Annotated in this window: 19 protein-coding genes; 2 read left to right on the top strand and 17 right to left on the bottom strand. The window is 52.0% G+C overall.

Annotated elements, in window-relative coordinates; all coding sequences use genetic code 11:
* Positions 1–10: 10 nt before the first annotated feature.
* The 13 genes from EAV92_RS24280 to EAV92_RS24220 form a co-directional block, all read right to left on the bottom strand.
* Positions 11–1594 carry a restriction endonuclease subunit S gene (locus EAV92_RS24280; protein WP_241158386.1) on the bottom strand — a complete coding sequence of 528 codons (1584 nt, stop codon included), beginning with the start codon at positions 1592–1594 and terminating at the stop codon, positions 11–13.
* A 26-nt stretch (positions 1595–1620) separates the two neighbouring features.
* Positions 1621–4872 (bottom strand): DEAD/DEAH box helicase, encoded by a 3252-nt coding sequence (locus EAV92_RS24275; protein WP_123043466.1) that lies wholly within the window; start codon positions 4870–4872, stop codon positions 1621–1623.
* Between the two features lie 3 nt (positions 4873–4875).
* Positions 4876–5997: a sigma-70 family RNA polymerase sigma factor gene (locus tag EAV92_RS24270; RefSeq protein ID WP_164472918.1), complete on the bottom strand. Its 1122-nt coding sequence runs from the start codon at positions 5995–5997 to the stop codon at positions 4876–4878.
* 224 nt (positions 5998–6221) lie between these two features.
* Entirely contained in the window at positions 6222–6881 is a 660-nt protein-coding gene (locus EAV92_RS24265) for an RloB family protein (RefSeq protein ID WP_123043464.1), read from the bottom strand.
* A complete protein-coding gene (locus EAV92_RS24260; RefSeq protein WP_123043463.1) occupies positions 6859–8208 on the bottom strand; it encodes an AAA family ATPase in 1350 nt (449 codons plus the stop codon). Before EAV92_RS24260 ends, EAV92_RS24265 begins: the two co-directional genes overlap by 23 nt.
* 1299 nt (positions 8209–9507) lie before the next feature.
* Positions 9508–10953: a 23S rRNA (uracil(1939)-C(5))-methyltransferase RlmD gene (gene rlmD / locus EAV92_RS24255; RefSeq protein WP_123043462.1), complete on the bottom strand. Its 1446-nt coding sequence runs from the start codon at positions 10951–10953 to the stop codon at positions 9508–9510.
* Entirely contained in the window at positions 10953–11906 is a 954-nt protein-coding gene (locus tag EAV92_RS24250) for a diacylglycerol kinase (RefSeq protein ID WP_123043461.1), read from the bottom strand. Before EAV92_RS24250 ends, rlmD begins: the two co-directional genes overlap by 1 nt.
* 38 nt (positions 11907–11944) lie before the next feature.
* Entirely contained in the window at positions 11945–12727 is a 783-nt protein-coding gene (locus EAV92_RS24245; RefSeq protein ID WP_123043460.1) for a sirohydrochlorin chelatase, read from the bottom strand.
* A gap of 212 nt (positions 12728–12939) precedes the next feature.
* Positions 12940–14577 carry an ABC transporter substrate-binding protein gene (locus EAV92_RS24240; RefSeq protein WP_123043459.1) on the bottom strand — a complete coding sequence of 546 codons (1638 nt, stop codon included), beginning with the start codon at positions 14575–14577 and terminating at the stop codon, positions 12940–12942.
* A gap of 73 nt (positions 14578–14650) precedes the next feature.
* Positions 14651–15580, bottom strand: a complete 930-nt coding sequence (locus EAV92_RS24235) for a carbohydrate ABC transporter permease (protein ID WP_123043458.1) — start codon at positions 15578–15580, stop codon at positions 14651–14653.
* 36 nt (positions 15581–15616) lie between these two features.
* Complete coding sequence (locus EAV92_RS24230; RefSeq protein WP_123043911.1) at positions 15617–16588, bottom strand: ABC transporter permease; 972 nt, start codon at positions 16586–16588, stop codon at positions 15617–15619.
* Positions 16589–17037: 449 nt separating this feature from the next.
* Positions 17038–18645, bottom strand: a complete 1608-nt coding sequence (locus tag EAV92_RS24225; protein ID WP_241158594.1) for a response regulator — start codon at positions 18643–18645, stop codon at positions 17038–17040.
* Positions 18626–20467: a cache domain-containing sensor histidine kinase gene (locus tag EAV92_RS24220; RefSeq protein ID WP_164472917.1), complete on the bottom strand. Its 1842-nt coding sequence runs from the start codon at positions 20465–20467 to the stop codon at positions 18626–18628. The genes EAV92_RS24225 and EAV92_RS24220 overlap by 20 nt, the downstream gene beginning before the upstream one ends.
* Positions 20468–20588: 121 nt before the next feature.
* Between EAV92_RS24220 and EAV92_RS24215 the strand changes: the two genes are divergently transcribed.
* Positions 20589–20777: a hypothetical protein gene (locus EAV92_RS24215; protein WP_123043455.1), complete on the top strand. Its 189-nt coding sequence runs from the start codon at positions 20589–20591 to the stop codon at positions 20775–20777.
* Positions 20778–20846: 69 nt separating this feature from the next.
* Here the strand turns inward: EAV92_RS24215 and EAV92_RS24210 are convergent, their stop codons facing one another.
* The gene (locus tag EAV92_RS24210; RefSeq protein WP_123043910.1) at positions 20847–21167 is read right to left on the bottom strand and encodes a YerC/YecD family TrpR-related protein; all 321 of its coding nucleotides are present in this window, start codon (positions 21165–21167) and stop codon (positions 20847–20849) included.
* Between the two features lie 191 nt (positions 21168–21358).
* On the opposite strand from EAV92_RS24210, the gene EAV92_RS24205 reads away from it, so the two are divergent.
* On the top strand, positions 21359–21910 hold the full coding sequence (locus tag EAV92_RS24205; protein WP_123043454.1) for an aminotransferase: 552 nt from the start codon (positions 21359–21361) through the stop codon (positions 21908–21910).
* Positions 21911–21973: 63 nt separating this feature from the next.
* Here EAV92_RS24205 and EAV92_RS24200 read toward each other — a convergent pair whose 3' ends face one another.
* The 3 genes from EAV92_RS24200 to EAV92_RS24190 all read right to left on the bottom strand — a co-directional run bounded on the left by EAV92_RS24200 (position 21974) and on the right by EAV92_RS24190 (position 24678).
* Entirely contained in the window at positions 21974–22918 is a 945-nt protein-coding gene (locus tag EAV92_RS24200; RefSeq protein ID WP_123043453.1) for a DUF1861 family protein, read from the bottom strand.
* A 112-nt stretch (positions 22919–23030) separates the two neighbouring features.
* The gene (locus EAV92_RS24195; RefSeq protein WP_123043452.1) at positions 23031–24032 is read right to left on the bottom strand and encodes an inorganic phosphate transporter; all 1002 of its coding nucleotides are present in this window, start codon (positions 24030–24032) and stop codon (positions 23031–23033) included.
* Positions 24033–24063: 31 nt separating this feature from the next.
* Positions 24064–24678: a DUF47 domain-containing protein gene (locus EAV92_RS24190; protein ID WP_123043451.1), complete on the bottom strand. Its 615-nt coding sequence runs from the start codon at positions 24676–24678 to the stop codon at positions 24064–24066.
* Between the last annotated feature and the right edge of the window lie 93 nt (positions 24679–24771).

Below are 24771 nucleotides of genomic sequence, written 5' to 3'. Positions count from 1 at the left end.
TAAGTTCCTCCTAGTATAACTCTGAGTAGATTTGATTCTTGGTGCGTTCCCACCGCTCATCAGCTTCACGAATAACGGATTTGTATCTTTCTCTCTCGCTCGAATATCGTGTAATAAGATCAAGCTGTTCATTATGTGATAGAAGAGGTATTTCTAGTTCACCCACGTCGGAGGGATTCAAGTTAATGACCGTAGTGCCCCGCATAAAACTTTTTACGAGTGCTTCCCCAGTAGGACTTTCCAGAAAAATTTTTGCAAACCTGCTAATAATCTTAGACCTGAATCGAATAACAATAATATTTGCAGAAGCTATATATACCCCTTCGGCTTCAGGAAACACGGCGAGCTTGAAGACAGTACCCCTGCAAGTCATGATCAAGTCGTCAGGGAGTATTTCATAACGCTTTATTTTCCTCTCTTCTTCATCGATGGTCTCCAATTGCTCCAAATTCACTTCGCCATTTTCTATGTTGGAAATGTTGACTACCTTTATCTTGCCTGGTCTCAGATCTTGCTTAAGCACGGACTTCCCTCGGAAGTATTCGGCTATTTCCCGTAGCTTTACCTTTGGAGTCGGTGCCTGTTGAAACAATCGAAGTGTCTCTTGATCTTCGTTGAGTAACACCTCAATTCGCCAATCATACATCTGAGCGAATTGATCGTTATGAATCGTAATTTCTTTGTCGATTTCCAAGTTATCATTCTTCAAACTTAACTGTCCCAGAACTACGTCTTTGGTAGAAGTTCCAAAATCCACTTGATAGACCTTGACTGATGTGTAAGGTCGCAAGATACCATCCGGCAAGGAATGAATGGAACAAACCTGAGATACTTTGTTGATTTCTTTTCTCCAATCTGAGATTGTGCCTGATTGAAACATCATTCTCGCTGGGTACGTGGCACTCATTCTTCCGCCCTCACGCAAAAGCCCTAGAAGGTGAATAGAAGCAATTCCTTCAGATTCTCGAAAAGCAAAGTCATGATCTTGATTTAATTTCACGCCTAGATTAGGAAACGTCAGAATCGCATCAAAGTTGTCTTCAAGTGGAAGCGGCTGATAGATCGAGCCTTGAAGGACCCTAATATTTGCTTCGCCTTTGAAATAGGTCTTAAATATGAGGCCCAAAACATAATTTTCAGTCAATAACGTAATCGCAAAGGCTTTTCTATGGATTTTCGTTTCTAAAAGTCCTCTTAAAAACTTCTCGGCTTCCGGTATCAGAATTGATCGAAAATTATTATTCAAACACATCTGGATAAAACGTTCCATGATTCCTGGATGGACGATTACTCCGCCTGTTACGCGATCTTGCTGAAGCGTCAGCATGGCGTATTCCAGCAGATCTATACGCTCGCCTGCGTGGAATAATTTAAAAAATAAATCTCTATCGCCGGGGAAATGTCCAAGCTCACGCTCTCCGACTTTTTCTTTCATGAAAGAAAAGAGAGAATCAGGATCATCTTTCATGGTTGAAGCAACATCATGAAGCTTCAATAACTGCTTCGTGCGGATCACTCGGATGGCCTCACGAAGCAGTTGATCGCGAGAACTGATATCATGGAGAAGGCAAATATTCCAGAACGCTTCGATCAAAAAATCACCTTCTCTTTCTTGCATAATCAAGGATTACTTTTCACTTCCGCTAAGACTTCATCAGGGATTTTCCCTAAAAAGTAGTTTTCAATATACTCCCAAAACTCAGGATTGCTAACTTCATTCTTGAATAAAAAAGTCAGCATAGCGACCGAAATCTTGTGCCTTAAATGTACATTTTCAAGAATATAATTCCTGTATTTCAGAGGATCCTGGAGACTGCGAGCAATCTGCATTCGTGAGTTTATACGCATGAATATTTCTGGATTGTCGCCTCCATTCGCACGATAGAGGACAAGTCCCAATGCTTCGAGTACACCAAGTAAAATAAACGTCTTCTCGATTTTTTCTCTATTCACCTTGGGTAAGTACATCTCGTAGTTGTGAATGTTTTCCTCCGTTCTATTCGATTGTGCAAGAAGATATTTCGAATCGATCCGGATCCAATCAATGAAACCCGCGTAGCCACTGTTCTGTATCGAATATCGGTCTTTTGCTTCTTCAAAAGTAATAAACCTATTGTAAAAATTGGAGTGTTTACGCATGATGCGATCATAATTGTCCGCGCTGTGGATCACGATAGATGCTAGATTTTCCGACGAATACTTGTCCAAGCCGAACGCAGCTTGGAATTTACCAGCCAGATCTTCAACGGTGAAGTACTTACGCTCTTTGGCATATTCTCCGAAAATTGATCCAATATGCTCCAAAAGTTTGGTTAATTCTTGAAAAAAACTTTCTTGATTCCGTTCTTTGAGCGAAACTTCCAACTGCAATACGGGAATAAGGTAATCCAAAAAATCTAATTTTAGACTTTCATCCTTAGTATGAAACTTAAATTTGAACTGTGGGAAGGATAAATTGCGAAATCTTCCTTCCCATAGTCCCTTCATATTACAGACATAGATATTGCCATAAGCCTCTTTCTTTGCGTCGCCTATTTTTCTGAAAAACTCACCGTAATTCTTCATCAGAATTGGTTCATATTCCCGTTGAACCATGAAATATTCCCGGGAAAAGATACTGCGAGGTCTAGCGATAATGGGAGAGTAACCCATCTTCGCCTTAAAATCTTTCTCAATAATCAAGAGCGCCGTCTTAAGCTTATTATCAATGTCCTCCCCGGCGTCACCATTTGAGCCCTGCTGAAAGATATAGCGGAATTCCTCAGCGTTTACAAGCAAATGACGGATATTCGATCTGTTTTTATCGGCATCGACTAACTGCAGTACTTTGCTCATAACTTGAACCAATTGCTGTTTACGTATGGTAGAAATGCCATGCAGACGATTAACATGCACAAAATCCTTGGGCAGAAAATCAAAGAAAGCATAACCTTGATCAAGTTTCCGAGCTGCACGACCGATCTCTTGCACGTAATCACATACATTCCCGGTGGGTGCAAAATGATAGACGTTCTCGATATCCGGAATATCAATTCCCATTCCGAAAGCTTTAGTAGCTAGCATGATGATAGCTTCATTTTTTTTGAATCTTAAATAGTTTGCATTTTTGCGTTCCTTGTCTAACGGCCCATAGTAAGAAGTGATATTTCCCCTCAACCGTTCACTTCCGTATTGCTTGGCATACTCCATGAACTGATTTATCAAGCCAATAGTCGGAAAATAAACTAATGTCTTGCGATCACCAGCAAGAAATTGTTCAAGACGGTAAGTTAGAATTTTGAACTTTTCTTCTAAATATTCGCTGAACCTTTCCCTAGTTTGCTTTTTTCGATTAATCCGGACCTCCAGGTCATCTCTTTTGATGTAACCGAAATAGCTAATTGGATTTATTAAATTCAGACTATCCCGCGTCTCTGCATACATATCTTCCATTCCGCCATATATCGCCGTTGCCGTGAACGTGGCAATAGGGAATTGCATTTCCTTACGAAGTCGTTGCAAATAACTCCCTAAGTACCAATAATCGGAACGGAAAGCTTTCCCCCAAGTCGTAACAATGTGAGCTTCGTCAATGACAAACAATCCAACGGTACGAGTTCCGATCAGCTGGGCAATATCCGAGCGGCTTAACAAAGTCTCCGGAGAAATATACAAGATAGATATTTCACCAGACTGAATCCTCTCCATGATCTCCATCTTCTGAACGGGCGTGATCTCCGAGTTGATCGTCGCCGAAATCGCCACATCTCGTTCTACCAGACCCTGTACTTGGTCCGTCATGAGCCCGATTAATGGGGAGATCACGATAGTCATTAATCGATACTTTTCCGCCAGATAAATTGCTGGCACTTGAAACATCACGGATTTTCCGGCACCTGTTGGAGAAGTTACGAAAATATCCTTATAGGTAGTTCCCTCTTGAGCCGCCTCCGCCTGTTTCACAATATCATCAATAATCTTGCTTTGCGGAATAAATATCGTCTCTTTCTTAAACTCCGGATCGTGAACGTCTTTGTACATTTTCAAATCACGGAAGCTGCTATGCCCCCAATACTTCCTGAGAATTTCTAAGTATTCCGATTCATCCAGATGAGCGACTGAATCAATTACTTTGGTAACTAAAACAAATTTAGATAAGGAAAAAAGGGACTGGAGAACCTTTATTCGATCATAATATTGAAGAGGATAGGCAGAAATCTCCCCTGTATACGAAACAACAATTTCGTGGGGTAAACTCGTTTCTTGAAATAGTAGGTTGGTGAGAGCTACCAACGAATCATCTTCTTCGGACAACTCTAATGTTGCATTTTCATTCACATGTAATTTCCGTTCTTGCAACTCGAAGGTTGGAATTGGATAGAAACTTTCGGATTCAACGTCATCGCCATAGACGATATACCAGACAGAATCAATACGCTTCAAATCGCCATAAAACTTCTGAAATATTTCATGAAGAGAATCGTCGTCTTTTCCATTTAAATCAACGTTATCGGAATAATAGGTTTCGTAAAGCCTATTGGCATCAGGTATGAAATAGGGACTCGGAAATGTTTTACAGTAGATGTTATTTGCTATTTGCTTTATTGAAAAGTACAGGGCAAGAATCTCCTGTCCCAAAACTAAATATTCTTCAAACGTACACCAGTATGCTTCCCCTTGTGTTTTCGTGAAAATTTCAGGCAACATGCCCGCTTTGGCATTATTCAGTGTCACGATGTCAACTGTAATTGGAATGGTTAGCAGCTTGGGAATTGAAATCTCTTTATAGAAATCCTGTGTAAATCCTTTGAAGACAAGAAGAACCGGTTTCGTGGCAGTTTGTCTCGCAGAAATAAGATGCTTAGAAATAAGTTCACGCCAAATAGAGTTCATCGATTATCCTCCTGTTCTAAATTCCGGCCAACGAAAATCTTCTCGCACGGTCGTATTGGTCATCTTCGCTCTGAGCTTTCGAAGCGCTTTCGCTTCAATTTGTCGAATCCGTTCACGCGTAACTCCAAACTGCTTTCCTACAAGTTCCAATGTTTTGGGAGTATTGTCCAGGAGTCCAAACCGCTCGAAAATTACTTCCCTTTCCCTCTGCTTCAGATGCTTTGAAAGTGTAAGTAATAAGCGATCCCGAACTTCTTTCTGATCAAAAAGAATTGAGGGATCCAGGTATTCTGGATGATAAACACCAATTACTTCGTGTGATTCCACGCTTACAAAATCGATCAATTCCGAGTCCTGGTTCTCCTCCGATACAAACTGGTTTAGCGAAGAAATAGATAAGTATCGATGTTCAACTTGCTTAGACTTCGCATATACACTTTCACTAAGACCCAGTTCAGAACATATCGATTTTACATTAGGAGTTTCACCCTTTAGAGAATAAGCAAGTTCTGCCCTCTTTACTTTTAGTACGGTCTCGATCATATGCACAGGAATCCTCACGATTGTGCCAGTATCAAATATAGCCCTAAGTATTCGTTGGCGGATCCACCAAACTGCATAGGTTGAAAACTGAACATCCATGCTGATATCAAACTTTTGGATCGCCTGAATTAAGCCTATAGTACCTTCTGAAACCAAATCGTCATAAGCGAGTTGATGTGCTATGTAGTTCTGATACCTAGAAGCAATTTTATGTACGAGTCGCATATTATCGATGATTAGCCGCTCAAAACTGGCTTCGCGATCACCGGAGTAATATTCGTTCAACCAATAAGTGTTTTTGAAATGCGACCCCTCAGCTTTTTCAGGTTGTAAAATATTTCTCTTCTGAGACCAGTCCAAATTAACAATTTCATCCAAGTCTAGTTCATCCAAAGAGTCGGAGACTTCAACGATCTGATAGTATCCCTTGGCCGCAAGGTATTGCTTGATTAGATCATCGGGGATCTCCTTGCCGACAACTGAGGTTAGGTACTTTTTCGCTTCCGAAAGATTAATGGAAGATTTATCAGGAAACCTATCTTCAAAATCATGAAGTTTTTCAATCAATTGAAGCGGAATCATTTCCTTTGGCCTCCTCGTCATATATCTTCTAACATTAAGGAAATAATACCATATTGAATTTTGGTATTGCAATACCAAAATTCTAAAGTGACTGGTTATTACATTATAAAGGACATCCAGCATGGTCTCTATAAAGCCATGTAACGATTTTAAATGAATCTGCAATTACCATAAGACGCACGAAAGGCGACCTGATCAGGTCGCCTTCTTCAATGAGTATGATGTTATAGAAGTCCACAATCCTGAAGGATCTTAGCGACCGATTCATGGACTGTAAGTGAAGGGTTTTCCCGAATATATTCGAAACCTCGGTACTCGAGAGGTCGCACACCGTTTTCCTCATGACGTTGCATTATTCTATTGGCTCTTCTTATTGCATCCCTTACTTCATTCAGCGTTAGCTTCCTAAGTACACGCTTAAAGTTGCTCTCATGCTTATACGTTCCGAGTTCAGTGAACCGTTCATCGTAGGCGCTATTAATATTACGAAGATAGTGGGATCTATGTTCGACATGGGCATTACAGTCCTCTTTATGCAAAACCATCCAGAGCTCGAAAGTCAGGTTACTATACCCCAAATGGTACTTAATTTGCTTACCCGTAAGGCTATTTGCTAGTTTTAGCAGATCCAAAACCTTAAGGAAGCCCTCAATATGGTCATGACTTTCGTAATCAAACCAATGAGTAATTTCGACTTTGTCAATAATCGGAATGCCCTTCGCAAATTTTAACGGGTTCTTTTCGACCTTACTTCTTATCGATACTGTATGCTTAGCCGCAAGCTCAGCGTTGATTGCTTCTTGAAGCCAATCAAGGTACCACTTCTCTGTTTCGCCCTCTACTGTGAAAAAATATTGTTTATTACTCTTCTTGATCGGTGGCATCTTGAATCAGTTCACCTCTGCTTTCCCATAGGCTTTCAATAACAGAGGTAAAATCGATGTCTTTGATAGCCCCGTACTGGTTGACAAAGTAATTCTTCATGTAGTCGCCGCCGTTCCTTACACCCTCTCTGCCGGAAGTGCCAAAATCGGACAGCGAATAATGATTGCTGCAGAAAGTAACTTCATCACGCTCTACGAATTTTATCTCATCCCGTCTAAACAGGTTCGAGTTGAGAAATATCGGGTTATGGGTGTTGAAGATTAACTGTGCATTCTTCTTGTTCAGCTCATCGTTATGAAAGACATTAACAAGGGACATTAGGGCTATGGGGTGAATTGATGCGTCGAACTCATCAACTATTAATGTGCCCCCTAACAACAGAGCATTCCGAACTATTGGAAACATGTTGACGAAACGGATTGTTCCAAAGGACTCGAAGTCTTCTGCTTGAACATGTCTATTTCCTTCATCGCCACCAACAAGTGAAACCAGTTTAGGCTCCGAATCATCGTCGTTCTCCAAATATCCCAAAGCATTCGAATTCACCCCAAAAATGCGGGCTGCTTGATTAACGACATTACTGAGATAGAGAGTAGCCTTCTTGGAGTTCGAGGGTTTTACTTGCAAGGAGTCCGCTCGGCAGAAAACCATGAATTTATCTTCGAACCAGTTACTTATAATGCTTACCAATGACGAACTGAACATATTCTTGAAGCCGTTCATCAGGAACAGCTCTTCCCTGTTCAAGTTTTTCTGCACAAGTTTAATAGCAACTCGAGCATCATTTCTATCGAATCCGTCTATGAACTTTTTAATGAATTCAGGTGCTTTAGGAAATTCTATCTCAGCCTTGTCTCTAGAGAAAATTACTTTTTCATCCACATAAAGAACTTCTGATAAGACCCTGCGCTTATACTCATCATCCAGAAATCGTCCGAGATCCAAAGACAGTTTATATTCGATCAAATAGCCTTTGTCAATGAATTTAATACCGAAGTCTACTGGAACCTTATTAAGGTTATCCTTATTAGGGATGTACTCCAACTGAGTGGATGCGGGATTTGCATGGGACTTGTTATCGACGTTCCGTATATGCCCTCTTAACACGATGTTCTTCATAACATCCATTGCACCAATGATGTTGGTTTTACCGGATGCGTTCGGTCCATAAATAACTGCCGAACTTAACCCCTTATGAAGCTTGATGCCTATCTTTTCCTTAAGGATACTGTAGTCCAGACCTTTTTGTTTAGGTGCTGGTGTCATTGAGAAAACTAACTCATCTTGAAAGGATTTAAAGTTTCTGGTCCTGAATTCAAGGAGCACGACTATTACCTCCATTTCATTTTGCAGTATTTTTGCAAAATCATGCTTTTATTATATGAATTATCATTGCCTATAGTCAATTAATTTATACCATTTTGCAAAAAAAATGCAAAATAAAATTCACATGGACTGAACACGACTCCCTGCCTAACAATAAAAGCTACCTGTTTTGCGACTATTACCAATCTATTCGTTGTTCCAACTGGACCGAAACAAGTCGAAAGGGTTAGCATCTTATCGAAGGTCGAAAGATCGCTTCGGCTGAATGCCCTTTACCTCATTCTTCTTGTCCAACCGATCATTGAACTACTGCCGATCCGCACTCGTGGCTAATACCTGCTTGGTGTAGAGGAGGTCCATCTCGTCGGTGATATAGACGGGAGCGGTCTCGAACAATATTTGGCGGGTCGGGGTTGCGAACAATGACCGAAGTTTTGGCTTCTCATTTTCGGTCATCTCAAACAATTCCTACAAGGAACCCAACATCTGACCGTTTAACATATTGTGACCATACAGAACTGTGTTGAAGTCGAGATGTATTCGTATTACTGCGTGGATCAGCAAAGCCCAACTGAGGACGTTGGGATGCTTATCAACTTCTTGGTCGAGATAATAATCATTGTTGGTGGTTTGAACGATGTACGCTTTTTCAGATCGGCTAAGTTGACCTTAAGGAATAGCGAAATCGTTGGTTGCGCTGCAGGAGCAGAACCCCATCAATAGGATCGGGCAGAGCTGCTGATTGGACTTCGCTTAGGCTCTTTTTGGTCGCATGGCTGCTGTTACGCTCTTTTACAATATCAACAGCGAAATACGATCCCCCGAAAATACCCCATACCGAACAAAATGATCGATGAGGATTTAAGATTCAAACCCTTCCTCATGAACTCCACCTCCAATCACATGTAATAATATGCGCTATCTTTTGAATTTTTCTGGATGAGTCCATAAAACAAAAAAGAAAGTGCCGAATATCTTCGACACCTTCGTTATGATCTCGACGTCAAAATAGCTTTTAACGATTGCACCATTTTTTGATTTTATGCCTAACTACTATAACGCTACTACAAGATCTTCATTTAAGTGAACAGTTAAAATACTTTGTCTACGAGATGTCTATAATTTGACCATAGAAAAGTCGAAATCCGCTTTGGCAGCTGGTTTTCAATATTGAGACGAAGGGAGTCGAACCCCTATCCTATTAATAGAAGCTCAAATCTAAAATCAAGGATCTCCCAATTAAGTCCATTTTCCAACTCTTCTCTATTCCCCCCCTAATCCCGATCCACTATTGCACTCTCAGTCCTCTGTACCATTTCTCTCCAGCAACCCCACACACTCCACATGACTCGTATGCGGAAACATGTCCACCGGTTGCACCTCGACCGTGCGGTAGCCGCCGTCTTCGAGCAGCCGCAAGTCCCTCGCGAGCGTGGAGGGGTTGCACGACACGTACACGATCCGCGCCGGACGAAGCTCCAGCATAGTCGCGATCAGCGCGGAGTCGCAGCCTTTGCGCGGCGGGTCGACGACGATGACGTCGGGCGACACGCCTTCGCGCTGCCAACGGGGCAGCACGACTTCCGCGCGTCCGACCGCGAACTCTACGTTGCCGATGCCGTTGATCAAGGCGTTGCGCCGCGCGTCGTCGATTGCTTCCGGCACGATCTCAACGCCGTATACCCGGCGGGCGTGACGGGCGAGGAACAAAGTGATCGTCCCGATGCCGCAGTACGCATCGACGACGGTCTCTTCCCCGGTCAAACCCGCGTACTCCACCGCCTTCTGATACAGCCGCTCCGTCTGCTCCGGATTCACCTGGAAGAAGGAGCGTGCGGAAATGGCGAACCGAACGCCGCCGATTTCGTCATAGATAACGTCCTCTCCCCAAAGCGTGCGGGTGTGCTCGCCGAAAACGACGGGCGTGCGGAACGTGTTCACGTTCTGCACGATGCTGGCGACCTGGGGCACGCGCTGGCGGATCAGCCCGACGAGCTCGTCCTGGTGCGGAATGTCGCGTCCGTTCGTCACGAGTACGACCATCCGCTGCCCGGTCGTGGCGGCGTGCCGAACGACCACATGGCGCAGCAGTCCTCGTGCGGCTACGCGGTCGTACGCCGTGATGCCGAGCTCGCGCGCGGCTTCTTTCACGGCGCGGACCGTCGCCTCGTTCTCTTCCTGCTGGATGAGGCAAGCTTCCATGTCGACGATGTCGTGGCTGCCTTCCTCGAAGAAGCCTCCGATCAGCCCCGCTTCCCCTCTGCCGATGGGCACCTGCGCCTTGTTGCGGTACCGCCAAGGATCGGCCATGCCGATCGTTTCATGCACGATGATCGGAGCCCGCTCCGACGACCGACCCGAGAACCCGGCGATCTCGAACTTCTCTCCCTCAACCGGAAGGCGGCCCACCCGCACGAGATTGTCGACCACGTGCCGTCTCTTCCAGTGCAATTGGGCAGGATAGTCCAAGTGTTGAAGCTGGCAGCCCCCGCAGGAATCATAGATCGGACAGGGAGCGGCCCGGCGTTCCGGACTCGGCTGCAGCATCTCTTTCATCCGGGCTTTGCCAAACGACTTCCCGACGCTCACGACCTCGGCTCGAACCCGTTCGCCCGGAAGCGCCCCATGAACAAAAAGGGTATAGCCCTCATACCGGCCAACCCCTTCTCCCTCATGCGTCAAACCTATGATTTCGCTCTCCACGATCTGTCCGACGACAACGGGCAGTACGCGCTCGCCGCTCATTAAACCAATCCCCGTCCGTTGCCGTTTCCGGCGCCATGCCGGTACGAGGATTCCCCATGCTCATCCATGATCACGTTAAGATGCGAAGGAAGGATCGAAAACGTGCACGGCAGCGTCCCGCCGAATTCTCCGTCCAAATTCAGTTGCACGCGGCTGTCCGACTCCACCTCGATTTTATCGCTCTGGAAGAAAATGAAGTGCGGGTCGTTCTTGATGACCTCGCCCCTCATCACCATCGTCGCGATCCGGATGAACTCGCCCAGGTTGCACTTGCGCAGCGCGAGCACGTCGAACACGCCGTCGTTCGTACTGGCGTCCGGCGCCAGCTTGTCGAAGCCCGCGACGGAGCTGCTGTTGGCGATGAGGAAAAGCATCAGCTCTTCATCGATCTCCTCCATGCCGTTAGCTTTAATCTTCATGCGCACGGCCTGGAGCCTCGTGATCTTCTCAAGGCCCTTCATATAGTAGGCAAGCTGCCCGACCATCGTCTTCAGCTTGCTCGGAACTTCATACGTCAACTCGGTCAGCGACCCGCCGCCGGCGATGTTGATGAAGTACTTGTCGTCCGCTTTGCCCACGTCCACCGGACGCGTGTAGCGGCGCGTAATCAAATCGCACGCGTCCGCCCATTGCTTCGGAATGCCGTGCGCGCGGGCGAAATCGTTCGTCGTCCCGAGCGGCAGGATGCCGAGAGACGGCCGATTTTCGTGGATCGAAAGCCCGCTGACCACTTCGTTCAGCGTGCCGTCTCCACCGGCGGCGATCACGATATCGAACCCTCTCTGCGCCGCTTCGGAAGCCGCACGCGTCGCGTCGCCTTCTCCTTCCGTCGCATGGCAGGACGTCTCGATGCCGCCCCGCTCCAGCCGCTGCAGGATGGAGGGCAGTCTCCGCCGCACTTCCTCTCGGCCGGAGGTCGGATTGTAAATCAGTCTTGCGCGAATGGTTTCCAAAACGCGATCCCCTCTTTTTCCACCTTAAAAGCTCATCTCTATGTCTGGCGGCTCCTCAGCCACTCCGATGCTTGCCGTTCCAGCCATTTCGCCACGAGCGGATGCGGCATGAGCGTCTTGCCGTCATACCGGCAGCCCAGCCCCTCCAGTCTGCGCGGAATGGCTTCCTTCGTAAAATACCCTTCGCTCAGAAACACCGGCAGTGCGATCACCTCAGCGCCAGGGTTCCTTTCCCGCAACTTACCCACCGTGTCCGCAACCATATCAGGGCGCAGCATGGCGAACGCAGTTTCCGCGTAACCGCCCCGCTCGCGAATCGACGAAGCCAAGGACGAGAGCCCCCTCCGCCAAGCTTCGTGGAAGCCCGGCCATTCGCTGCCGTGGGCGATCAGCAGCACGCACTCGCGCGCCGGATCTTCCGACAATCCGGACAGCCGCTCCAGCAAAATGTCCACGATCTCCGGATCGTCGTCGATCGGCCTTCCGTACGTCAACTCGGCGCCGACTCGGAACGGTTCCAGATCCGTCTCCGTCCGAACCTCCGGGTAAGCGCCCAGCGCCCAACCGATTTCGTCCACGTGCGTGCTTCCGGACGATAGAAACATCGGGACAGCAAGCACTTCCGTCACGCCTGCTGCTTCCAGCCGGTCGAGACCGTCTTGGATCAGCCGTCCTTCGACCAGTTCGAGGAACGCCGTCTCCACCGGCGTACCGGCAGGCAAACCTGCTCGCGCAGCGTTCACCGTATGGTCGACGGCCGCCACCCATCCGCTCTCGCGGGAGCCGTGGCTGATCACGAGAATTCCGGGTTTGCGGGCCATGCCGATCTTCCTCTCCCGGCGTATTTTTACATCTACCGAACATTCCGTTCAACATTTTAATGCTAGCGAAAGCCGCAACGAAAGTCAACGAACCGCCCCGTCCCAAACGGTGGCGGATTTGCGAAGATTTCGCGCCTTCACCTGCCACCCACGCCCCCGCCCACGAAAAAACCGCCGGCAGCAAGCCGGCGGCTGAACGAACACACAACCCTTTATTTCTTGAAAGCAAGGAACGCGTCCAATTGCTTCTGCTTCTCGGCCAGTACTTTATCGAGGCCGTTCGCTTTCTCCTTCGCATACCACTCGTCGGCTTTGGAAGGATCGACGGAGCCCGACTCGACCGCGTCCGCGTATTGGCTGCGGATGTTGACGAGGACGGCCGCCAGCGATTTGACCGGCTCGACGTTAAACGTGAAGCCGAGGGCCGGAGAAGGATGCGCGCCTTCGTTGAAGATTTTGAATTGGTCCCACTTGTCTTCGGCTTCCGTCTCGAACGTCGGATTCAGGAATTGGTTGCCCAGCTCCCATGCGACGCCCGGGTTGTAGTCGGCCGCTTTCGGACCCGGTTTGATGCGGTTTTCGCTGATTTTCTCGTAATGGACGCCTTCGATGCCGAAGTTGACCAGGTTGTTCAAATACTTGTCGGAGTGCATCAGGTTGATGAACATCATCGCGCGGGCCGGATCTTTGGACGTGGAGGAAACTGCGAGCATGGCGCCTGCCGTTTCGCCCGTGGATACGGTGCGCGGTCCGATATTGATTTGCTTCAGCTTGCCGGCGAGGCCGGTCGCATTGCCGAACTCGGCGTCTTTACCCGGTTTCAGCTGCGAGGTAACCATGAACACGTTGCCTTTCTTCATGGCATCTTGCGTACCCAGCTGGGTAACGGCAGCGTCTTTGTTGATCAGGCCTTCTTTGAAAAACTTGCGGGTCAGCTGCAGCTGATCCATGTAGCCTTTGTCTTCGAAACGGGAGATGACTTTGCTGTCGTCCAGATCCTTGCGGAGCAGGCCGTCCAGATAAGCGTCGCCCAGGAAGTCATGCTGAGCGAAATAGTGCGCGTTAAAGTTTTCGCCTTTGGCGAAGAACAGCGGCGTGATGTTCGGCTTCTTCTCTTTGACGATTTGCAGAATCGGCTCGAGGTCGGCGACCGTCTGCACTTTGTCGAGTTGGTCCGTGATGCCGAGCTCGTCGGCGATGTCTTTGCGGTAGATGACGCCGGCTTGCGAAGCCAGCTCTTTGTTCGTCGGGATGCCGTAGTTGAAGCCGTTGATTTTGGCGCCTTCGAGGAACGCTTTATCCAGCGTCGCGATAATGTCTTTGCCGTATTGCTCGAGCAGGTTGCCCTGCGGGCCTTTCGGATCGTTCAAGGCGAGGTAAGCGCCTTTGGAAACGTTGTTTGCGTGTCCATTCCATTGGGCCGTGAATACGACGTCCATGTCCTGGCGCGACGCGATCATCAGGTTCATTTTTTGGTCCCATTGGCCCCAGTCGATCGGAGCGAGGTCCACGGTGGCGTTGATTTTGCCCTTCAGGTACTCGTTGATTTTGGCTTCGACAGCCTCTTCGTCTTTCTGCGGCGGGCCTTCCCAAACGATTTTCAGCTTGTATTCCGGCAGCTTGGAAGGATCGATGTCGCCGGAGGACGCCGACGGAGAGGACGATGCCGTCTCGGAAGGCGAAGCGGATGCCGATTCCGACGGCTTCGAGGAAGCCGAAGCGGACGGCGACGACGCGCCGGAGCCTTCGTTGTTTTTGCCGCCGCAAGCCGACAGCACGACCGAGAAGGTCAGGACGAGGGCCAGAAGCAGCGCAAGGTTTTTGCCACGCAGGTTGCTCTTTTTGAGCATGGGTGTTGCCTCCCTTTATAATTGGTGTTTCTGCTATATGCTCAACCGGCCGGTAATCCGGTTAAAGCCGCTTTTAACCCTTGACCGCGCCTACGGTCAACCCTTTCACGAAAAACCGCTGGAAGTACGGATACACGAACACGATCGGGCCGATCCCGACGACCGCCATGGCCATCCTCACCGTTTCGCTCGGCATCTGGAAGTTCGGATTGGCGGCCAGAATCGCGGTGTACGCCTGGGAATTCGTGCTCAGGAACTGAAGATCGAGCAGCGCCTTGTACATCCGGAACTGGATGCTGACCATTTTGTTGTCGTTGATGAACAGCAGGCTCTGGAACCAGTCGTTCCAATAGTTCAGCGTGCAGAACAGCCCGACGGTCGCCAGCACCGGCAACGACAGCGGCAGCACGATTTGCGCGAAAATCCTCCACTCGCCCGCCCCGTCGATTTTAGCGGATTCCAGCAGCGCCGTCGGCACCGAGTTCGTGAAGAACGTTTTCAAAATGAGGACGAAAAACCCTTGCACGAAATAAGGAAGCATCAGCGCCAAAATCGTGTTCTGCAGGTCGAGATACTGCGTGTACAGGATATAGAACGGAACGAGTCCGGCGTTATACAGCAGCGTGAAAAACATGACGAACGAAAACAGTCCCCGATGCTTGAAATCCCGGCGGGAGATCGGATACGCATACAGCGCCATGAGCCCCAGCGAGACGACCGTTCCGAACAGCGTGACGAAAATCGAGACGCCGTACGAGGTGAGGACGTTGGACCAGTCATTCAGCAGGAAATCGTATGCGCCCAAGCTGAGCTTCTGCGGAAACAGGCTGTAGCCGTTCACGAGAACGCTTTTCTCGTCCGTGAAGGACACGATCAGGATGAGGAGCAGCGGGAAAATGCAGATCGCCGTGTAAATCCAGAAAAACACGTTAAACGTCAGGTTCGCCGCGCCGGAAACGTCGTGCACCGACTTTAATTTCCGTTTGGCCGCGATTGTGCTCATAGTCGTTACCCTCCCAGGTGGACCCGTCGGTCGATTTTAGAACAAGGCATCGTCCTTGCTGATTCTGCGGATGACCAGGTTGCTGATCAGGACGAGGACGAATCCGACGACCGCTTGGTACATGCCGGCAGCGGAGGACATTCCGATATCGCCGGTGACGATGAAGCCCTTGTAAACGTAGGTGTCGATGACGAGCGTCGTATCGTAGAGAGAGCCCGCATCCCGGGTCACTTGGAAGAACAAGCCGAAATCCGCGTAAAAAATGCGCCCGATCTGCAGCAGCATCAGTACGATGATGACGGGGCGAATGAGCGGGATCGTGATCGCCCACACCTGACGCCACTTTGAGGCTCCGTCGATCGTGGCCGCTTCGTAGTATTCCTGGTCGATGCCGATGATCGCGGCCAGGTAGATGACGGCGTAGTAGCCGATTCCCTTCCACGTGTTGACGACCGGCAGGATGTACATCCAGTAAGACGGCTCCGTGTACCAGTCGATCGGCTCCTTGACGCCGAACCAGGGCAGGATCGTTTTGTTCATCAGGCCGATCTCCGGATTCAGGAATCCGAACACGAGGTACGTGATGACGACCCAGGAGAGGAAATAAGGCAGGAACATCGCGGTTTGGAACAGTTTCGACAGCCGGCGGCTCCTCAGCGAATTGAACATGAGGGCGAACGCGACGCCGACGAACAAATTCAGGATGATGAAAATGACGTTGTACACGAGCGTGTTGCGCGTAATCTGCCAGGCATCCGTGGTGCTGAAGAGGTACTCGAAGTTTTGGAAGCCGACCCAGGGGCTCTTGAGCACCCCGAGCGAATAGTTGACGTTTTTGAACGCGATGACCGATCCCAGCATCGGGAGGTAGTTATTGAGCAGCAGGACGAGCAGCGCCGGCGCCATCATGAGGTAAAACACGCCGAACCGCTGCCAATACCCTTGGTTCTGCTTGGCGGTTTTGCGCACGGCGGCCGCGGCCGGATTCGTCGGAACGGCTTGCTCCATCTCCATCACAACCTTCTCTGTGTTATGTCTCTGTATCCCTATTGTAGGAAGGAAAAGGTTTTCCATCTATCTACTCAGGTGACGGACATAACACTTTGGTGACTTTCGGAGATGGGCGTCGGCGGATTTTGGAGACCACGATCGTCACGCCGACTGCGCAGTTCGATTTTGCAAACTTAAATGCACCAAGCGGATGAGGAGAGACGCTGCAGTTCGAAAAAACACACTTAGAGGCCCGTTTTCTAAACCACCAAGCGAAAAACCTTCTGCAAGCGGGCAAAATTGAACTACAGCTCACAAAACCGGCGGTCTCCCTCTGCAAGTGGGCAAAATCGAACTGCAGCGACGCTCAACCACACCCAGGCGACTGACCGGGACGCGAGCACTTACAAAAGAAGCGGCCACCGTCTACCGGTGCCGCTCCACCCCCGCGCAACGCGCCTCCCGCCCTACAACGTCTGGTGCTTTTTGCGGTACTCCTGGGGCGACAGCCCCGTCATCTTCTTGAACAGCTTCGCGAAGTACGAAAAATGATAATAGCCGAGCCCCTCCGCGATGTTGCTGATCTTGTCGTTCGTCTCCGTCAGCATCCGTTTCGCCCGATCGATCTTCTGCTGCGTGATGTACTCGGACAGCGACAGCCCCGTCTCCTTGCGGAACAGCCGCGACAGGTAGGCCGGATTCCGGTAGACCGATTTGGCGATGTCGTCCCGGTTCAAGTCCTTCTCAAGGTTCTCGAGGATGTAAGCGTGAATCTTGGCGATGACGGCCGACGTGTCCTTCTGCCGGTCCTGGAACGCCTGCGCCGTTTTGCCGATTAACCGGCTTGCCCACTGCAGCAGAAGCTGGGGCGAACGCAACACCTGCGGATCGTTCAACTCCGTCACGGTCAGCGATTCGTAGACGGACACTCCCTTGCGATGGGCCGTCTGATAGAGCAGATGCAGCAGCCCGAAGCGAAACTGCTCAAGCGTCTCGCGGCTGGCGGCCTGCTCCTGCAGGCGGCGGACCGCGTCCTCGAGCTGCTTCTGCAGCTCCTCCTGGGCTCCGTTGTCCAGCAGCACCGCCCAATCCGCGAAGGACGGCAGCAGCGCCCCCGCCCCTCCGCTCACCGCAGCCCCTTCCACGCCTTGGGAAACGTCCAACACCGACTGGGAAGCGGTCACGTTCGACCGCTCCATCTGCAGCAGCCCGTCGAGCGACGCGGACAGCTCCTCCACCCGGACCGGCTGCCCGACGTAACACGACAGCCGGCTATGGAAGTAACTTTGGCACGCCTCCACGTATTGCCCGCATCGCTCAAGCAATGCCTGCCGGTCCACCTGCTCATCCGGACCCAGCAACAGCAACAGCAGGTTCAAGTCGCCGCGGTCCTGCAAAGCCGTTCCGGCATGCTCCCCCGGAATCATCTCTACAGCCGCCTTACGCACCGCGTATTCCATGATGCTCTCGTCCCTCGCGTCCAGCTCGACGCTCCATTCCTCGACGCTCAGCAGCACCGGCAGCACGCGCCCGTCCGCCCGGAACGGGATGCCGTATGATTCCAGCTGGCGATTCAGCCGCTCCGGCGCGAGCGGAATCCGCTCGGCGAGCAAGTCCTGCCAGAACCGCTCCACCAGGATCGGCAGCTGCGCCGCCCACTGGCTGCGGTAAGTCGCGAGCGTCTCCTCGAACGCCTGCCGCTGCCGGCGGGTCTGGATCTCCGTCACGGCCCGGCTGACGATGTCCTTGAGCAAGTCGTGATCCACCGGCTTCAGCACGTAATCGAAGCAGCCGAGCTGCAGCGCTTCCCTCGCGTAATCGAACCGGGCGTGTCCGGTCTGGAACACCGTCAGCGTGTCCGGCCGGTTGGCGTGGATCCAGCGCAGCAGCTCCAGCCCGTTGTCACCCGGCATTTCGATGTCCGAGACGACGAGGTCGACCTGCCGCGACTCCAGCACCCGCTTCGCTTCCGCGGCATCCCTGGCTTCCAGGATATCGGTGAAGGGCAGATCTCCCCAGTCGATGCCTTGGGTGATGCCTCTGAGCGCGTAAATTTCATCGTCCACCACGAGCATGGTAAGCAAAAGGGATCTCCTCCTTTTCGTTCTCGGACTCTATTGCTGCCGCCGGCTCCTGCAGCGCTTCCGCGCGGTTGACCGGCAGCTTCACTTCCACGACTGCGCCTCCCGGCTCTCCGTTGCCGAAGTACACGCCGCCGTCTTCCCCGTACAGCATCCGGAACCGCCGCAAAATATTCCAAATGCCCAGATGCTGCTCGCCCGACCCATCCAAATAAGCGCCGCCGTTCAGGCTTTCCAGCATTTCGGGCGGAAGTCCCGGCCCGTTGTCCCGGACGAACAGCCGAACGTAACGCTCGGGATGCTCCGGGTCCTCCTCGGAAGCGACCTCGATCCGGAACGGCGTCCCGTCCTGCACTCGCTTGTTGAAGCCGTGGATGATGCTGTTTTCGACGAACGGCTGCAGAAGCAGCGGAGAGATCTCGCACCCATGGTGCCGGGGATCGACCTTGATCTCGTATTCCAGCCTGTCCACGTAGCGCAGCTTCTGGATTTCGAGGTAGTGCCCGATGTGGCGGATCTCCTCTTCCAATCGGACGGCCGTCCGGTTGCCGTGCATGAGGAACCGGAAATAATCGGCCAGATGCAGCGACAGCTTCTGCACCGATTTGAAATCTTTCAGCGCGGCGAGGTTGTAAATGATATTGAGGCTGTTCATGTAAAAATGGGGATTGATCTGAACCTGGAGATGCTGGTACTCGGCCCGTTGGACGCGAATGCGCTCTTCGTACACGTCGATTTTCAAGCTTTCGATCTGCTCGGCCATCTGGTTGAAGGTCGAGGACATGAACGAAAACTCGCTGCCGCCTGCCTGGACGGGAAGCCGTACGTCGAATTGGCCTTGCCCGAGCTTGCGCATCCCGCGGATCAGCCGGACGAGCGGACGGAACATGAAGCGCTGCAGGAACACCAAGTAACCGGTCAGCACGCCCGCCACGATGAGGGGGATCCACAAATACAACATTTTCTGAAAAACCGGCAGGTTGCTCAAAATATACATTTCCGAGGTGGCGATCACGTAATGCAAATCCGAAAATTCGGACGGGTGCGTCAAAACGAGCAGCGGTTTACCCTTGTAACGGACGGTCTTGTAGGGCTCCTTCATCGCAAGCACGGTCCGCCGGAACGACTCGTCCTGGGAATCCGGCACTGCGCCCGACGTCACGACGCGACCCGACGCGTCCATGATGTACGCGGTGCCGTCCTCGCCCACGTCCAGCTTGCTCAGCACCTTATTCAGCGTATCCGTCCGGACGAGCGCCCCGGCGTAAAGGTCGAGGCCCAGATCCACCGTTTTGATCAGGTAATTGTAGTCCCCCGGAATGGCGATCAAGTCCCAGCGCTCGTCTTGGGTGCCGGGATTGCCGGACGCGAACTTGCGGGAGTAATCCGCTAGAGCTTGATAGAGCTCGGGAGACTTCTGGCTGAGCTGCGTGGCGAAGAAAGATTCCTGCTCTCTCTTCGAATAGATGAAGAACGTATCGACCATGTTGTAGTATCCGGTATCCATCACGAACCGGTTGTACATCCTCAGCTTGGCGAGCGTATAGTCCGGACTGTCGATCGGGAGCGTCTTGAGCAGCAAAATATCGTTGTCGGAGTTCGTTCCGAGCTGGATCAGATAGTCGGTGGTGGCCTTCAGGATGGCGTCGTTCGCGCTGACCTGCACTTCCATGGAGTTGTCGTAATGCAAAGAGACCTGCTGCCTGACGATCCCGGTGGCATACAGGTTGTTATAAATCAGGAACGCGACCATCGGCGCGAGGATGAGAGCGAACCCCGCGATGATTTTGAACCGGACCGACTGCAGGAATCCCATGGCCGTCCCTCCAGAAGTTTGTCGGAACCACGCCTTTAGCATAACTTACCAAAATGTGGGCGGGCAACGGATATTTTGGCCGGGCGTGGGTAATGTAGGGGTAGGAAGGGAGTGTTGTGCGATGAAGAAAGAAAAACCTCAGCCGCATTATTTCAGCGGGGATATGGAGGCGACCGTGCCGACGCCGCCGGACCAGCAGGACGTCTCTCCCCTCGATATGGTCAGCGAAGCCGTGGAAGAGATGGTAGATATCGTGCGCGGAGACTTGGGGCTCAAGGACGGGCCGATTCCGGAGGAAGAACAAGAATAAGCTGCGGCGCCGTTGAAAGCGAAAGCCGCCGGGGATCGCTCCCTGGCGGCTTTCGCGATGTTCGCGGAATTATTCCGAGGCTTCCGCGCTGCCCCCGCCGAACCGGCCCAGCCGGTCCAGCGCCATTTTGTATCCGTCGTTGCCGTAGTTCAGGCAGCGCTTGACTCGCGAAATCGTGGCGGTGCTCGCCCCGGTTTCCGTCTCGATCTGGTTGTAGGTGTTGCCTTTGCCCAGCATGCGGGCGACCTCCAGCCGCTGCGACAGCGATTGGATTTCGTTCACCGTGCACAAATCGTCGAAAAATATGTAACATTCCTCAACGCTCTTCAGCGTCAGGATGGCCTCGAACAATTGGTCGATCGATGGGTCATTCAATTTCTTCAGCTGCATGCCGCACCCCGATTTCCCCGATTTCCTCGCTTGAAACGCGATTCCTACCCTCATTGTACTTTGTCTCGTGAAGTTCTTCAAGCATTGACGTATTCACGCATTACCGGGTTAAAATCGCGGAAAAGGCAGGGCATTCGTCCATACCCCGGGGCATTCGCCATCATACGTTATAGCAGAAAGGGTGTGACTTCATGAACGATCGCGAAACTCTATCGCTTCGCGGCTTGAATCAGCCGCAGGGCTTCGGCTTCGGCGGCCAGCCTTTCGGAGGGCAGCCTTTCGGAGGGTCGTTTTTCGGCGGCGGCGGGCAACCTTTCGGAGGGCAGCCTTTCGGAGGGCAGCCTTTCGGCGGCGGCCAGATCTACCCCGGTCTCGGAAATCCATTCGGCGGTCCTCCCGCGTTCGCGAACCCGCAGGTGATTCCCGGGGGCCAAGGCGGCGCTAAGCCCGGACTTTTGGGTAATCTGGGGAACCTCGGCGATTGGAAGCAGATGCTTGACCGACTCGGCGGCATCGAGGGGGTTATGGGCACGGTAGGCAAAATCCAGAAGTTCGTCGGGACCATGCGGCAAATGGCCCCGCTCCTCCGGCTCATCATGGGCAAAGGAGGAAAGGCGGCAGCAACCGCCTCTCTGAGCTCAGGCCGGACTTCAAGGCGGCGCCGGTCGTCCAGGCGCAAGAAAGGCGGCACCGTCCGGTCCCGTTCCCGCTCAAGCGGCAAGCAGAGAGTAAGGCGGAGATAATCCCGAAAACGCGTTTCGGGGCCGGCAAGCACGGATTCTTCCCGTGCCTTGCCGGCCCCGCGATCATTTTTCGTATTCCAGGAACGGGTCCTCGATGACGATCGTATGCGATTCCGCGTCACTGACTCCCGTGTACATGCAGGCGTTGCCGTCCTCCATCCGGACGAGCCCTCCGCTGAACAACACGTCTTGGAGATCGGGGCGTTTGGCCGGTCCCTCCGGGAACATGCTGCGCTCCGCAAGGAGCTTCAAGGGCGAAGACTGCCGCGTCGCGGGATCGAAGCCGAACGCCATCGGATAATAATGGCGGATGTTGTTGTTCTCCATCCAGGCGATGTGGCCGAGAACCCCGACCATTCCGTTGCCCAGCAAATGCGCTTCGTTGGCGCCGCCCCATTCCTCCGGAAGGAATTGATGGCGAAGCAGCTCGGCGTCGTCGATGACCTGCTCGGTCAGCTCCGACAGGTCCGCAATCTCCACGTATCCGATCAGGGCACGGGCTCCGTCCACCATCATCGGGCGCGTGAACACGCCGATTTTGCCGTTGCGCAGATCGACGAGCCGGATATCCTTCATCGTGAGCGGCCCTTTGGCGAACGGCTTCAATCCGGCGATGTCTTTGCCCCGATAGAAGACGGTTCGCCACGAAGTGACGAAATGGGGATCGTTCCCGTCGAAATAAACTTCCACGCCGCCGAAAACGAGCTCGCCCTGCACGAAGGCGAAGAACGGATCCTGCAAACGGAACACGGGCGCCCCCGGACGGGGAACCCATTCTCCCCTTCGGTTGACGAAAAACATCACTTCCGATGCTTCGCTGTCCCGGTCCTCCACGCGGCCGGCGATGACCGGCTCCCCGCCATCGGGAAACGGCGCGCTGATATTGTACACGTCGCGGGTGCCCACGCCGGAGAAGATGAGCTTCTCCCCGAACGCCGGCTTCCGGTCCCGCCGAAATTCATTCAGTAACGTTTCGCATGACTTCGCTTGTTCCGTTGGTGCCAGCATCGGTGTCCTCCAGCCTGAAGATGTCGTCGATCGGCCTGCTGCTATTATTGTATCGTCGGGATAAAAGCTGTGCTCGGATCGAGGCGCCCATTTTCTATAGTCTGTACCCGATTCAGGGAAGGAACAAACTTAGCACCTTGTAAATCAGAGCAGCCAGCACCGCCACGATCGGAATCGTGATGATCCAGGTGACGATAATGCGGCCCGCGACGTCCCAGCGAACGCTGTTGAACTTCTTGGCCGCGCCGACGCCGAGGATCGAGGACGTGATGGCATGCGTCGTGCTGACCGGAAAATGCGTCAACGTCGCGGTCAAGATGACCGATGCCGAGCTGAGGTCCGCGGAAAATCCGTTGATCGGCTCGATTTTGAAAATTTTCGTGCCCATCGTCTTGATGATCTTCCAGCCGCCGACGGACGTTCCGAGTGCCATGGACAGCGCCGCGGCGATTTTCACCCACAAGGGGACTTCCAGTTCCGTTTGGACGTTCGCCGCGATCAGCGCCATCGTGATGACGCCCATCGCCTTCTGCGCGTCGTTCGTACCGTGGGTGAACGATTGGAACGCCGCCGTCAGCCATTGTCCCTTACGGAACACTTTATTCACTTGATGGGGGCTCGTATTCGCAAGAAGATGCTTCAACACGAACATGATGATGAAGCCGCCGACGAATGCGATGATCGGCGAAAACACGAGACCCATGACGATGCTGGAAAAACCGCCGTAGTTAATGCCGTCCCAGCCTTCCGAAGCGATCGCCGCGCCGGCCAGCGCGCCGATGAGGGCATGGGAAGAAGAAGACGGCAGGCCTCTCCACCAGGTGATCAGGTTCCAGGCGATCGCCGCGATCAGCGTGGCGATGACGACCGTCAGCCCGTGTTCCAGTTTGAAGGGGTCCGTCACCTTGCCCCCGATCGTCTTCGCGACGCCGGTGAACAAGAGCGCTCCGAGCAGGTTCATCGCGGACGCCAGGAGGATCGCCCTGCGGGGCGTCAGCGCGCGCGTCGATACGGCCGTCGCGATCGCGTTGGCCGTGTCGTGGAAGCCGTTGATGAAGTCGAAGCCGAGCGCGAGAATGACGATGATGACAACCAATGTCATTGTAAGATCCATTTTGGTTTGATCCGTCCTTGCCTTGAGAATGTCAGGAGTTGCGCATAATGATCGATTGCAGCGTATTGGCGACATGCTCGCAGGAGTCAGTCGTCTCCTCCAGCCGTTCGTAAACCTCTTTGTATTTCATCAGCTCGATCGGATCCGTGACGTTTTGGAACAGATGCTTGACGCTTTGGCGCATGAGGACGTCGCCTTCGTTCTCCAGCTCGTGCAGCTTGACGCAGTGCGGCTGCATCGCGAGCAGCTTTTTCTGGGTCAGCAAATAGATCGCCGATTTGATTTCCAGCGAGCAGCGGCGCAGGCAGTCCGCGAAATTGCGGATGTTCACGTCGGACTTCGTCACGTGGTACATGTCGAAACGGGATACGCAGGCTTCGACGCCGTCGAGCACGTCGTCCAGGCGTTTGACCAGTTCCATGATATCTTCGCGTTCGATCGGGGTGATAAACGTTTTGTTCAGCTCCGTGATGATCGTGTGCGTGAAGTCGTCCCCGCGATGTTCGAAATCCTTCATTTCTTTGGTGAAATCGGCCATATTCGGCAGCTCGCCGCTGACGGACACGGCGAACCGATCGACGGCCTCCACGATGACGTCGGCCATTTGCTCGAGCGTTTTGAAGAAAATATCCTTTTTCTTAAACACGAACAGCCCTTCTTTCCCGCATAAAGGTGAAAATTGGTGAATTAGCCCTATCTATATTATCACAGTGTAAAGTCCCGGTATAGCTTGGCCGGG

It is taken from the genome of Cohnella candidum (genome assembly GCF_003713065.1).
Taxonomy (GTDB): Bacteria; Bacillota; Bacilli; order Paenibacillales; family Paenibacillaceae; genus Cohnella; species Cohnella candidum.
Note: the sequence above shows the minus strand (reverse complement) of the source record. Positions and strands in the feature narration are given on the sequence as shown.